At 53.8% G+C, this 13,056-nt stretch carries 14 protein-coding genes; 11 read left to right on the top strand and 3 right to left on the bottom strand.

Annotated elements, in window-relative coordinates; translation table 11 throughout:
* Positions 1–20: 20 nt before the first annotated feature.
* From cysC to H7C19_RS35695, 3 genes are read left to right on the top strand one after another with little or no spacing between them, the layout of a single operon-like run.
* Positions 21–707, top strand: a complete 687-nt coding sequence (gene cysC / locus H7C19_RS12255; RefSeq protein WP_185142937.1) for an adenylyl-sulfate kinase — start codon at positions 21–23, stop codon at positions 705–707.
* Between the two features lie 24 nt (positions 708–731).
* The gene (locus tag H7C19_RS12250; protein ID WP_185142936.1) at positions 732–1,271 is read left to right on the top strand and encodes a VanZ family protein; all 540 of its coding nucleotides are present in this window, start codon (positions 732–734) and stop codon (positions 1,269–1,271) included.
* 55 nt (positions 1,272–1,326) lie between these two features.
* Complete coding sequence (locus H7C19_RS35695; RefSeq protein WP_185142935.1) at positions 1,327–1,443, top strand: phosphotransferase; 117 nt, start codon at positions 1,327–1,329, stop codon at positions 1,441–1,443.
* A 27-nt stretch (positions 1,444–1,470) separates the two neighbouring features.
* On the opposite strand, the gene H7C19_RS12240 is transcribed toward H7C19_RS35695, so the two are convergent.
* Entirely contained in the window at positions 1,471–2,337 is an 867-nt protein-coding gene (locus H7C19_RS12240) for a helix-turn-helix transcriptional regulator (protein WP_185142934.1), read from the bottom strand.
* Between the two features lie 145 nt (positions 2,338–2,482).
* Between H7C19_RS12240 and H7C19_RS12235 the strand changes: the two genes are divergently transcribed.
* Positions 2,483–3,436, top strand: a complete 954-nt coding sequence (locus H7C19_RS12235) for a phytanoyl-CoA dioxygenase family protein (protein ID WP_185142933.1) — start codon at positions 2,483–2,485, stop codon at positions 3,434–3,436.
* Positions 3,437–3,518: 82 nt separating this feature from the next.
* Here H7C19_RS12235 and H7C19_RS12230 read toward each other — a convergent pair whose 3' ends face one another.
* Positions 3,519–4,448, bottom strand: a complete 930-nt coding sequence (locus H7C19_RS12230; RefSeq protein ID WP_185142932.1) for a hypothetical protein — start codon at positions 4,446–4,448, stop codon at positions 3,519–3,521.
* A gap of 191 nt (positions 4,449–4,639) precedes the next feature.
* Between H7C19_RS12230 and H7C19_RS12225 the strand changes: the two genes are divergently transcribed.
* The 7 genes from H7C19_RS12225 to H7C19_RS12195 all read left to right on the top strand — a co-directional run bounded on the left by H7C19_RS12225 (position 4,640) and on the right by H7C19_RS12195 (position 11,826).
* Positions 4,640–5,416, top strand: a complete 777-nt coding sequence (locus tag H7C19_RS12225; RefSeq protein WP_185142931.1) for an SIS domain-containing protein — start codon at positions 4,640–4,642, stop codon at positions 5,414–5,416.
* 136 nt (positions 5,417–5,552) lie between these two features.
* Positions 5,553–6,587: a LacI family DNA-binding transcriptional regulator gene (locus tag H7C19_RS12220; RefSeq protein ID WP_185142930.1), complete on the top strand. Its 1,035-nt coding sequence runs from the start codon at positions 5,553–5,555 to the stop codon at positions 6,585–6,587.
* A 161-nt stretch (positions 6,588–6,748) separates the two neighbouring features.
* Complete coding sequence (locus H7C19_RS12215; RefSeq protein WP_185142929.1) at positions 6,749–8,140, top strand: extracellular solute-binding protein; 1,392 nt, start codon at positions 6,749–6,751, stop codon at positions 8,138–8,140.
* Positions 8,141–8,199: 59 nt separating this feature from the next.
* Positions 8,200–9,153, top strand: a complete 954-nt coding sequence (locus tag H7C19_RS12210; RefSeq protein WP_221469212.1) for a carbohydrate ABC transporter permease — start codon at positions 8,200–8,202, stop codon at positions 9,151–9,153.
* Between the two features lie 16 nt (positions 9,154–9,169).
* Complete coding sequence (locus H7C19_RS35470) at positions 9,170–10,024, top strand: carbohydrate ABC transporter permease (protein WP_185142927.1); 855 nt, start codon at positions 9,170–9,172, stop codon at positions 10,022–10,024.
* Positions 10,025–10,036: 12 nt separating this feature from the next.
* A complete protein-coding gene (locus H7C19_RS12200; RefSeq protein ID WP_185142926.1) occupies positions 10,037–10,723 on the top strand; it encodes a sugar isomerase domain-containing protein in 687 nt (228 codons plus the stop codon).
* A gap of 59 nt (positions 10,724–10,782) precedes the next feature.
* Positions 10,783–11,826: an N-acetylglucosamine kinase gene (locus H7C19_RS12195; protein ID WP_221469211.1), complete on the top strand. Its 1,044-nt coding sequence runs from the start codon at positions 10,783–10,785 to the stop codon at positions 11,824–11,826.
* 331 nt (positions 11,827–12,157) lie between these two features.
* Here H7C19_RS12195 and H7C19_RS12190 read toward each other — a convergent pair whose 3' ends face one another.
* Positions 12,158–12,325 (bottom strand): hypothetical protein, encoded by a 168-nt coding sequence (locus H7C19_RS12190; protein ID WP_185142924.1) that lies wholly within the window; start codon positions 12,323–12,325, stop codon positions 12,158–12,160.
* Positions 12,326–13,056 lie beyond the last annotated feature (731 nt).

Below are 13,056 nucleotides of genomic sequence, written 5' to 3'. Positions count from 1 at the left end.
CACTTGGGGAGGGATCGGACATGGCCGTGAACGAGACGATCGGAATAGCCGGCAGGACCGACAAGGAGGACTATTCGGGCGCCGCCTTCGGGCGCGTGACCTGGCAGCGCTCGAGCTTGTCGCGGAAGGACCGCGAACGGGCGAACGGTCACCCGGGCCGGGTACTGTGGTTCACGGGACTGCCGGGGTCGGGCAAATCGACGCTCGTTTTCGCGCTGGAACGCGAACTGCATGATCGCGGGATCGCTTGCCGCGTGCTGGACGGGGACAACGTCCGTCACGGCCTGTGCGGCGACCTCGGCTTCTCGGAAGCCGACCGGCGGGAGAATATGCGCAGGGTAGGCGAGGTATCGAAGCTGTTCGTCGAGTCCGGCATCGTCGTGCTGGCCGCGCTCGTCTCCCCGGGCGCCGAGGACCGCCGGATGGTCAGGGAGATGTTCGGAAGCGGCGACTTCGCGGAGATCTACGTGAATTGCCCGCTGGAGGAATGCGAGAGAAGGGATCCGAAGGGATTGTACAAGAAGGCCAGGAGCGGCCAGATCCCGAGCTTCACGGGGGTCGGCGCGCCCTACGACGTTCCCGAGCGTCCCGAGCTCGTCCTCGATACGCACAGGCGTACGGTAGCGGAATGCGTCGCCGCATTGATCGGCTTCCTGAAGGAGCGAGGCGACCCGGTATGCAAGCCGAACGAGGCTTGGCAAATCTAGCGGTGGACAGGAGGGAGCCGTATCATGTTCGATAAAAAGAGGTGGGGACGACGCGTCTCGCTCGTTCTGTTGTGCTGCGTCGTCGTCGCCATTTTTAAGCTGTCCTCTCAGCCGTACAGCGTTCAGACGATTCAGCCCCTGTTGAGCAAGACGCTGTCTTTCGAAAAAGCGGAACGGATGCTGCCGGGCGTGGACATCCGCTATGACGGGAAAGAATATCGCCGTGACGTCAATCCGTACGGCATGATCGAATTTCTGTTCCGCAAGGGCGCCCATTTGTTCGTGTACGGCGTGCTTGCGGCCGTGACCGCGCTCGTGCTGCGGCTGTTCCGCCTCCGTCCGGCGGCCGCCGTGGCACTGTCGCTCCTGGCCGTCGCGTTCGTCGCCATGTTGGACGAGTGGAACCAGCGCTATACGCCGGCGCGCACGCCGACCTATCAGGACGTGCTCGTCGATCTCGCCGGCGGCGCGCTGAGCCTGGCTTTGTGCTTCGGCATATCGGCGCTGTACCGGCGATTCGCAAGCGCCCGTCGCCGGGACACGGCCGAGAGCGGTCGCCGATAATTCCCGTTAGGCCTCGCAGAGCGGCCCGCCATAGGCGGGCCGCTCTTTTGTTCGCTTGGCAGAGCTGCGCGAATCGAAGGCAGGCTGGGTGCATCGGGATCTGTGGCGGAACAATCTGCCAGTGGAAGACGACGACGTCACCGCCTTGCTGGACTTCGCCCGCTGCCTTTAGGGCGGCAGGTTCTCGGAAATGCCGGAACTACAATTGCTTTCTTCGCTTCCGGTACTCCATCGGCTGTTCGCCCGTCGTTTGTTTGAACCACTTGCAAAAGTAATGCACGCTGCCGAATTGCAGTTTGTCGGCCATGACGGTAGAGGTGAGGTCCGTTTGCTCCAGCAGTCTTTTGGCGGCTTCCAGCCGCATCTCCGCATGATGCGCGTGCGGGGATTTGCCATACCGGCTGCGGAACACGCGGGACATGTAGTCGTGGCTGTAAGGAGTCCATTGCGGCAGCCATTCTTTTCGGTAGGGCTGATCCGCCGCCTCTTCGAGTTTCTTTCGTACGAACGCCGCGTGCCTATCCAACGGTGAAACGGGCTGCGCATGGTCCAGGATCCAACGGTGCACGCGGGCGGCAAGCTGGATGAAAATCCCGCGAAGCAAGACGGACTCGTATGGCTTGGCTTTGCGGTATTCTTCCACTAACGACTCGAAAAAAGGAAGCGGCCATGTCCCTGTCTGGGCATGCGGCGGGAGCAGCGTGTCCCGCCGGATCGCCGTATTCTTGTCCGATTCCGGAGCGGGTGCGATCCATTCCAACACATCGAAAGGCTCCCCGTTCAAGCTCCCGTTCGGCGAGAAGTGCACGCCGTATAGGACAAAAGGATCGTCATGGCTCGCTTGAATGAAGTGCGGTTCTCCGAGGCCGTAACTGAAGAAGCTTCCCGCGTGGGCCGGATAAGCGCGCTCCCCGATTCTGACATGCCCAGTGCCGCGTTGAACGTATAGCCACTGATGATCGCCGATCACTCTCGGCCCCCACGATTCGCCGGGACCGCAAATCAGTTTATTGGCGAAATGCACGACAGGCTGAAAACGATCGTTATCGGGTGTCCAGATTTCCATGGCGTCTCCCCCTCGTTCCGTCCGACTCCCCCTTCCAAACTAAAACAAATTCCCACAAAGTGCAATCCGATCCTTCGTCTTGCAAATACAAATGACTAAGGATGACGTTACAATGAAGGAAATGGGATGAAAGGGGATCGGACGCATGAACCATTCGCCGATGCTGGACAACGACAAGAAACCCATCTCGGGACAGTTCGTCGATTCGACGCCGATATTGGAAAACCCCGCGCAGCTCCGCGAACGCGCGCAAGAAGACGGCATGCTGTTTTTCAAAGGATTGATTCCGCAAGAGCGCGTACTCTCTTTAAGACTCGATATCCTCGGCAGTCTCGGCAAATACGGGGTGTTGAACAATCGTTATCCGACGATGGAGGCTATGGCGGATGTCGAGGCAATTAACCGGTATGATGCCGATAAATTACAATGGAACGGCGTAGGCGTCACTTTGGAGATGTACCGGGATATTCAAAAACTGGAGTCGTTTCACGCACTGGCGCATGCCCCGGAATTGAAGGCGATGTACCGGACTTTGTTCGGCGCCGAGCCGTTCCCGCATCCGCGCAATATCGGGCGGATCATGCTGCCCCATCGCGACCTCAAGGCGACGCCTTCGCACCAGGATTTTCTTCATATTCAAGGCGCGACGAACGCTTGGACTTGCTGGATGCCTCTCGGAGACGTGCCCCGGAAACTCGGCGGACTTGCCGTTCTCAAGGGAAGCCATAAAGCGGGCCTCTTGGGCGTCGCGAATGCGCCCGGCGCCGGCGGGCTGGAATCGATCTTGTGCGGCCTCGATTATCGTTGGGAGACGACGGACTATGAGCCTGGGGACGTGCTCACATTCCATAGCCTAACCGTTCATAAGTCGATGCCGAACGCGGTTCCCGGCAAAATCCGTCTCTCGGCGGATTACCGTTACCAGCCTGCCGATGAAGTCATTGAGCCGGCTTCTTTGCTCCCGCACGGCCCTTATACGTGGGAGGAACTGTACGAAGGCTGGCAGCGGGCGGATTTGCAGTATTATTGGAAGGATCGCGAATTCTCGTTGGCCGCGTTCGACGAATCGATCAGATGGCAGAAGGACAAAATTTGCTGAATCATTAACGGAAGGAAAAGGCGGGGGCGGCCCCGCCTTTTTCGATTTGCATCGCATTTTCGACCGGCTAGGCTAATCCGCTTTACTTGGGCATCGTTCTGTAAGTGTTGTACCACTCTACGGCGATTCCCGCATAGCCCGGATGATCCTTGTAGTATTTATCGATCAGCTTGAATTGGCCTTCCATATACTTCAATCCCTCGTCGTAATACGTGATGAAAGGAGGGAGTCCCGTTCCTTCCGGGGTCGTCGTTTCGGCGCCGACATAGGCTTTTTTCCCTACGGTTGCGGCATAATCGACGTCATGCTGGGAGACCTCGATTTGCGCTTCGGCGTTGTCCCGATAGGACATAATGGCAACCGAATCGACGATGTCCAGGATGTGATGATCGAGCGGTTTCTCTACGCCGTTATAAGTCAGACTGATCGGGGCGGGTTCGGCTGTCGCGTACCAGAATGGGATCGCTACCTCGAAAATCATGTCTTTGTCCGCGTGGACCAAATCTTCGCATTGTTTCAGAACGTCAAGGAATTGCGAGCCGTAGCTTTGCACGTTGTCGAAAAAGTCCGGCATGCCGAACGGTTCGATGTCGTGCTGGAAGCCGTCGAACTTTGCTAGGGGATGCGTTTTGTTATAATCCATTACGTTCTGCACCGGTTGCAGCGCATAGGGATGATTGGATTCAAGCGCCCAGTAGGGGTCTCCATCAAGCCCATAAACGCGGATCTTGTTTTTATGGGCGGTCCGGATCAGGGCCTCGAATGCATCGGGATATGTCGTCACGAGGCTCCCCGTATAAACGACGAGCAAGTTGATGTTATGCTGTTTGGAAAATTGAATGAGGTCGTTTCGGTTCTGCTCGGTGGACACGGAGGAATCGAAGTCCCATACCCACATGGCGCGGTTAACCCCGTCTTTATTTTCTCCGGCAAGACTCCCATCCTGCGCATAAACCGTTCCCGCAAAAGCCACCATGGAGATCAACGTCAGCACCAATAGCCATTTTCTCATTTTGGTTCATCCTCCTCCATATTCATCATTCGCCTGCTTCGAAACCGTGCAAATGTCCTCCTTTCGAATGGAGTTCATATGTAAGCGCTTTACCAAGATGCATATAAAGAATACGATGAATTAATTCAAAAGTACATACTAAAATTAAATTTATATTCAATAAATTGAATCGAAACAAACGATGTTATATAATGAATGAAATTTCCCGAGGAATGGATGTGACTGGGCGGATGCCATTCAAGTATCTTTCTGTGATTAACGGGATGCTGTCGAGGCTGGCGGAAGAGCAAGGGGAAACCATGAATGCCGTAGCCTCTCTTTTAGAAAATCGTTTTCGTGCTGGAGGCGTTCTCCATGTGTTCGGATCCGGACATGCGGGGATTGTGACCGAAGAATTGTTCTACCGGGCCGGGGGGTGGATTCCGGTAAATCCCATTTTCGCCGACGGCATGATGTTGAATACCCGGCCGATCACGAAGACCACGGCGCTAGAACGGCTTCACGGCTATGCGGAGATCGTAATGGAGGGCGTTCCTCTTCAAAACAGCGACGTCCTGCTGGTCCATTCCGTGTCGGGAAGAAACGCGCTGCCGATCGAAATCGCGCTATGGGCGAAATCGAAGGGGATCCCGGTCATCGCTTTAACCTCAACCGTCTATTCATCCGCCCAGGGTTCCCGGCATCGCAGCGGTAAACGACTATACGAGATCGCGGATTACGTGCTGAACAATATGGCCGAGGTGGGGGATGCCGCGATTGAATTGCCGAAGTCCCGGCTCAGAACGGGTCCGACATCCACTGTGATCGGTATCGCGATATTACAGGCCATTCTTGCCGAAGTGGCGGAGCGAATGGAGAATGCGGGCTTGCGGGCGCCGCTTTTCGTCAGCGCCAATATCGATGGCGGCGAGGAAGCAAATCGGTTGGCGATGGAGCCGTACAAGGGACGGCTGAGCTACTTGTTATAGGTGGGCGAGCGGCAGCCGTATTCTTGACTTTTGCAACTTGTTGAATAAATATGATAGGAACGGAGTGGAAATATTGAATCCTATTAAACTGTTGCGATGAGGGAAACCTACTTTTGACGGATGAGAGGTATTGTCGATGGCAAAAGGAAGAACGACGATGAAAGACATTGCGCAAGCGTTGGGGGTCACGCCTTCCACGGTTTCGTTGGCCATGAAGGACGATCCCCGAATCAGTCTGGAGACGAAACAGCGGGTGATGTCCATGGCGCGAACGATGAATTTCCGGCTGAATCCGCACATGGCGAACCTGAACCAAAAAACCCATACGATCGGCATCAGCATTTACGGCTTCGATTTCGCCAACCATCCTTTTATCGGCGGCATGATCGGCGGCATTCAAGCGGAAGCAGGCAAACACGGATTTTCCGTCATGCTGTGCAACAACAACACGGAACGGATCGGCAACAGCAACAAGTCGTTTTTCGTTAATCTGGCCGAGGAAGGAAGAATCGACGGCCTGATCATCCATCGGGGCCATGCGGAAGACATACGCAAGGTTACGAATCTAGGCATCCCCGTCGTGCTTCTGAATACCCACCACGAGTCTCTTCCCGATATCCCGGTCGTACACGTGGATTTCGAGCATGCCATCTACGCGGCGACCGAGCATCTCATTGAATCGCTGGGCCACGGCAGAATCGGATTTATCGGCTCCAGCCTGTACGATCAGGTAGGTCGCAAAGGTTTGGAGGGCTATAAAACGGCGTTGGAGAAATACGGACTGCCCTACGACGAATCGAAAATCAGATTTGCGGAGTACGACGACCCGGAGCAGGAGTACAAAATGGCTTACGACCTGTTGTCTTCCGAAGACAGGCCCACCGCGGTCGTGACGATCGACGATTACTTCGCCATGTACACGATAAACGCGGCATACGATTTGGGATTATCCGTACCGGAAGAACTCAGCGTCACGGGCGTCTATGATTTTCCCACATCCGCCATGCTGTCCAAACCGCTCACGACGATACGGATTCCGCTCGACGAATTGGGCATGAAAGCATTCCATCTGTTGAACCAGCAGCTGCAGGGAACCGAGATCCCGCAAAAACAGTATTGGATCAGAGGCGATCTCATCACGCGGAAAACGACCCGATTTGTAAAGTCATAACAACAAAAACTTGTCCGATCCGGGCAAGTTTATTTTTTACATTTCAATTCAATAAAATGAATTAAAATTGAATTTTTGTATTTACAATGCATTTGATTTCCGTTAATATTACTACCGTAAGATAAAACGCTTACATTGCACAATTTAAGGGGGATAAGGCTGTGAAAAAACCGATTTTTTCATTACTAGCCATCGTACTAATCCTCGGCTTGGTTTTGGCCGGATGCGGCAGCAAGAACGATGCGGGTGCAGCTTCGGATTCCGGAACGTCATCGGAAGCGAAGGGGGCGGATAGCGGTTCGCCGGACGATCAGAAGCAGGTAACGCTGAAGGTTGCCTTTTTCCAAGGAGGATATGGCGATGTCTGGTTCAAGTATTTGAAAGAACAATTCGAAGCTTCCCATAAAAACGTAACCGTAGAGCTGGAAGGCAGCCCGAAAATGGGCGAGATTATCGTTCCCCGCATCGAGGGGAATACGAACGTTCCGGACGTCGTGTTCCTGAACGGTCTCGATCAAATGAAGAAGTGGGGCCCATCGGGCAAAATGGTCGATATCACGGATCTATACGCCGCGCCGATGCCGGACGGCAATACGATTCAAGATACCGCGACGGAAACGGCCCTGCAATCCCAGCAATGGCTGGGCAAGCGTTACAGCGTACCCTGGTCCCAATCGCCCCTCGGCATCGTTTATAACGTCGATATCTTCGAAAAGAACGGCTGGACCTACCCGACGACGTGGGAAGAGATGGAGAAGCTGGCCAATGAAATGAAGGCCAAAGGGATCGCGCCGTTTACATACCCGGGCATCTATGCCGGATATCTTAGCGCGCTGGTCTTCCCGGCTTATACCCAATTCGGCGGCGACGCATTCGTAAACAAACTCACGAACCCGCAGGAAAGCGATATCCCGGACCTGTACAAAGATCCGGCCTTCCTGAAGACGTATACCCAATTGGAGAGCCTATTCAAAAACGGCTGGATCATGAAGGGCACGCAAGCGCTGGATCATACCGCATCCCAGATGGAATTCCTGAATGGCAAAGCCGCGATGATCTTTAACGGAGCGTGGATGGAAAACGAAATGAAAGACTCTCTTCCGGAAGGCTTCCGGATGAGAATCATGCCGATCCCGCCGACGTCCGACGCCAAAGTGAAAGAAATGATGGCGGTTGCGGATTCCAGGGATTGGGGCGGCATCCCGTCCGCGTCCAAACATATCGATGTCGCGAAACAATTCCTGCTGCTGGCGTCGACGGAGGCGTCGAACCGCAAATTCACCGAATTGACCGGCGCGCCCCGCGCCTTCAAGTATTCGATCGACGGAATGAGCCTGAGCGACTTCACGAAAAGCGCGATCGAAATGTTGAGCGCATACAAAACCGTTTCCTACATTTACGAACCGCAAGCGATCGGCGACGGGCCAAGCGGCGTCGACTTCTACGCGGCGATCGCGTCAGGCGACATGACTCCGCAGCAAGTCATCGACAAGAACGTCGGCGCAGCGCCGGATAAGTGGAAGGAACAACAAAAAACGATTAACAGCAAATAACGGATTTTGAATCTTCGGGAAAGGAACGGAAGGTCTGAATGCGGTCGGTTCAGGCCTTCTTGTTTCCAACCGGAAAGGAGATCGGCATGGGCGGAGGCGGAAAGTCCGGCTTCAGGAACAAAAGCAAAGTACAACGCAGCATCTTCATTGCCGTCATGCTGGCTTGGCCGTTATTGTATTTCGCCGTGTTCGGCATCTATCTGCAGGTCCAGACCGTCTTGTATTCCTTCCAGCGCTGGAACTATGTGTCGGGAACGCAGGTTTGGGTGGGCTTGGACAATTACAGGCAGGCCGTTAAAGAGCTGATCGGCGGTTCTTACTGGAGAACGGGCATGACGAACGCGCTTCTCTTCATTCCGGTGAACTACGCGCTCATCGCTTTGTCTATTCTGGTAGCCGTTATTTTAAGCCGGAAATTTCCTTTTGCGAGCTTCTACCGGATCGTGTATTTCTTTCCCACCATCTTATCGGTCGTCGTTCTGACCATGGTCTATCAATTCAGTCTGCACCCCACGAACGGCATCGTGAACGGCCTCCTCGGTTTTCTCGGATTGGAGGATTGGCAGCGCTCCTGGCTGGGGGAACGGCAAACGGCATTCCCCGCCGTCATCGTCTATTGCCTGTGGGCGGGCATCGGCTTCTATAACGTCATGTTCACCGGGGCGCTGCAGCGGATTCCGGGCGAGTATTACGAAGTCGGGAAATTGGAAGGCATCACGTTCTGGAAGGAGCTGTTCTCCGTGGTCCTTCCGACCATCTGGCCGACCATATCCACCTTCATCATTCTCGGTACCAGCGGCGCTTTTCTGGTCTACCTTCAACCGCTGCTGCTGACGAACGGAGGTCCGAATCACTCCTCTACGACCGCGGCTCTCGAAATGTTCCAAGCCGTGCTCGGAGCCGGGAATTACGGAATGGCCGCGACCTTCGGCATCCTTTTTGCGGTGATCGGTTCCCTGGTTACCTACATCGTCAAGCGCGTAGTGGACAGGGTGGATACGGCGGATTACTAAGAGGGAGGCAAAAAGTGTGGAACTCGTTCGGCGGACGCATGCGGGTAAACGGTACTCGGCATGGAAGTGGGCGCTGCAGCTTCTCTTTTTGGGTTATGCCTTGTCCCTGATTTATCCGTTTGTCTGGATGGGGATCAATTCTCTGAAGAACAATCGCGAGTTTTACAAAAGCGTATGGGCGCTGCCGACGACATGGGAATGGTCGAACTATGCAAACGCCTGGCAGGAAGCGCACATCGGTCAATATTTTCTGAACAGCGTCTGGATGACCGCGGTAGGCACCTTTACGACGGTCATGTCCGCGGCTTTGCCGGCATACGTGATGGCGAAATATAAATTCAGAGGATCGACGTTCATCTACAATCTGTCGATCTTCAGCATGCTGATTCCGGCGATCGGCACGCTAGGGCCCTGGTATATGCTCATGAGAAATCTGGGCTTGTTCAACGAGTGGGGCGTCATGCTCGGCTATACGGCGGGAATCGGATTCAACATGATCGTCCTGATGTCCTTCTTCAAGGGAATCAGCTGGGAGTATGCGGAGGCCGCTTTCATCGACGGCGCAGGGCACTTTCGCGTGTTTTTCTCCGTCATGCTTCCGCTCGCCAGACCCGGTCTGGTGGCCATTGCCACGGTCTCGATGATCGCGATATGGAACGACTACTTGAATCCGTACATTCTCATACAGGATCCGAAGAGGTATACGATCGGAGTCGGACTGTTCTATCTCGTGGAGAAGCAGAAGTACGCGTCCGATTTCACGACGTTATTCGCCGCGATGTGGATCGCCTTGCTCCCGGTGCTGATCGTTTACGCCTTCATGCAGGAAAAGCTGATCAACGGTTTTACGGTAGGCGGAATAAAAGGGTAAGGGAGTGTGCGTATGCTGGCTGAACGGCTGCTTCAATATTACAAGGAACATATCGATAAGCTCGCTGCGTCCGAATTGCCCCCTATTGAGCGTTTTGCCGAAGCCGCGGCGGACCGCATTTCGAAAGGCGGCGCCTTGTATTTGTACGACAGGGGGCATCTGCTCAGCCAGGAGCTGTTCCATCGGGCCGGGGGGCTCGCCTTGATCCGCCCGCTGGAGCTGCCCGAAAAGGGAACGGATATCGGCCGGGCGGAACATGCGGTGAAAGAATCCGGTTTACGTTCAGGCGACGTGCTGATCATCGGTTCGGTGTCGGGCAAGAACGCATTCGTCGTGGAACTGGCCGTTCAGGCGAAGAAAATCGGCGTAACGGTCGCCGCGTTAACTTCATTGCCATTCTCGGCTCTGGTGGAATCGGACCATCCGGGAGGGCAGCGGCTTTTCGAAGCGGCGGATTACGTTTTGGATATCCATGCCGAGGCCGGAGACGCCATTCTGGAAGTGCCGGGGCTCGAAGAGAAAATGGCCCCGATCTCGGGCATATCGGCGGCTATGATCGGCTGGTGCCTGAAAGTTCAGATTGTCGAGCATCTATTGAAGCGGGGCATAAAACCCACGGTATATATTAGCGTCAATCTGCCGGGCGGACCCGAGCGGTTTGATTCCGCAAACCAGCGCGCGCGAGAATTGGGCTATTAAACACAGCATGCTGGACAAGGTTTGGAGGGAACGACTTGGCAGTCATACAACCATATATTTTGAGCATCGAAAGCGGCGGATCCAAAACGATCAGCGTCATATTGAACGAGGATGCCGAGCTTTTGGGTTTCGGCATAGGGGGCTCGGCCAACGAGGTATTCGCCGGACACGAGATCGCCGTCCATTCCATCGTGGAATCGATTCAAGCCGCGCTGGACGACGCTTCCGTCCATCCGCGGCAAATTACCATAGTCGCCGCTTCCGTACTCATGTCGCGCGAACTGTTGAACAAGGCCATATCGGCTGCGGATATTGCCGCGGAGGTTCATGCGTACGAAGAAAAGGAGACATCGCTTGCCGCCTCGTTCTGCAGCGATCATGGCGTGCTCGCCTCCAGCGGCACCGGGTCCTTTATATACGGACGCTCTATACATGGGAAGACCATGGTGCTGGGCGGTTTCGGATCGATTCTCGGAGATGAGGGGAGCGGTTACGAGATCGGTCTGCAGGGACTGAAAAGCGTCATTTATTCGTTGGACGGCCGAGGCCATCCGACCAGTTTGGTAGAGGAGATTTGCAAGAAGTGGGGGGTTGACTATAGGGACAGAACCAAGCTTCAGACGGCTTGGGAGCTTGCGGAGAAGGTTCACGATCTGTATCCCTACCGGCACCGGGGTTTGCTGGCGAGGCTCAGTCTGTCCGTCGCCAAGAGCGCGAAGGAAGGCGATATCATCTCGCGGCAAATCATCCAGAATGCCGGCGGCGTCATGGCGGAGCTGACCGCGGCGTTTCTGAAGCAATTCGAAGTCGGGGTACGCCCCATTCCGATCAGCTACTCGGGAGGCAGCTGGAATATCGGAGAGATGATGTTGGAGCCATTCCGGCAGAGGCTTGCGCAATTGGTCGACGTCCCTTACGTCATCGTTCCGCAAAAACTGCAGCCCGTGTTCGGTCCCTTCTTGCTATGGTTTAAACATCGGGGCATGCCGTGGAACGACATGCTGATTCGCCGGTTGAAGAAACACGATAAAACCATCATCGCGCAATACGGCAAATACCTTTACGACCACCAAGAGGCCGGACGCAAAACGATCCGATCATAGACGGTTAAAGCAAATGGCCGGTTGGGCCGCTTGCGCGTTTCGGGACCGAAAGGGACGGAAATCAGGTGTCCGTAATCGTCCGGAACGCGTCCAACTTCTTAAAAAACCCGCCACCCATTCACAGAGGTTGACGGGTTCAATCAATCCATTAATAACGGACAGCACGAAGGATAATGACCAACAGAATGAAAAGTACAAGTACAAGTAAAACTAAAAGTACAGATACTGCCAAAATAGCACCGCCTTTATCGCGGCTATCGCTGACACATTCAATCATCATTTGGCCGTGATTATTAATTGGAAGTTGTTCTAAAAGAACCCTTATCTAAACTTAAAAAAAGAAGGGGTCGAAAAAATCGAATCGACGCTCGAACGGAAAACGCTCAAAGCGTTCAAAACGATCGAAACGATCGAAACGATCGAAACGATCGAATCCAAACGGGAAAAAAGCTTTTGTATGCACGGCTTTCTTTGTAATCCGTTTTTTCGGTTTTGTCATTTGCTGTCACCTCCGTTCAAGCGAAGGATAGTTGCATTTTAGTTTATGATTGGATAAGCATTTGGTTAGTTCAATCGCACAGATCCATCATTTATCAACAAACACCTGTAATAAAGGGTTGAATTTGTTGCTGTATGGGATTTTTCTCTTGAGCGATCGACCTATCCCGGTACGTTGGCTCAAGGTTTTCTGTCTGACACAAGGAACTGTTGTGAAAAATACAACTCCGCTCAGCTATGTGGCTAAGCGGAGTTGTATGTGCGCATGATTCTTTTTCTGATTTACCTAATCAGATTGCACGCAGAATAATGACCAACAGAACGAAAATTACAAGTGCGAATGCAGCACCGCCCATTCCGCCATAACCCCCACAAGAATGGCCTACACCACCAACACCGTATCCCATTTCTTTCACCACCTAATTGATTATCTGTGATTGTTTATCACACCCTCATCGTATGAAGAGACATGAATACGGCCAGTGCATTCGCCCTTACAAATAAATATTTCACGCCTATCCGTAAAATCTCAAGGTACTTGAAGTAACAGGAAACGGGACCTGACTGGTTCAATTACCTCTCTTTTCAATGGCCGTCAAGAACAACAAAGTAAACGCGACAAGCAGCAACACAGCTTTTCCCAACAAATTAATCACCAACGATCGCTCCATTCAAGACGTAAAGATTCAATTTTCAAAGTACCGCTCTAGCTGCCTCGCTTATTTGGGGGAA

Origin of the sequence: Cohnella nanjingensis, assembly GCF_014212125.1 — a bacterium.
GTDB lineage: Bacteria > Bacillota > Bacilli > Paenibacillales > Paenibacillaceae > Cohnella > Cohnella nanjingensis.
Note: the sequence above shows the minus strand (reverse complement) of the source record. Positions and strands in the feature narration are given on the sequence as shown.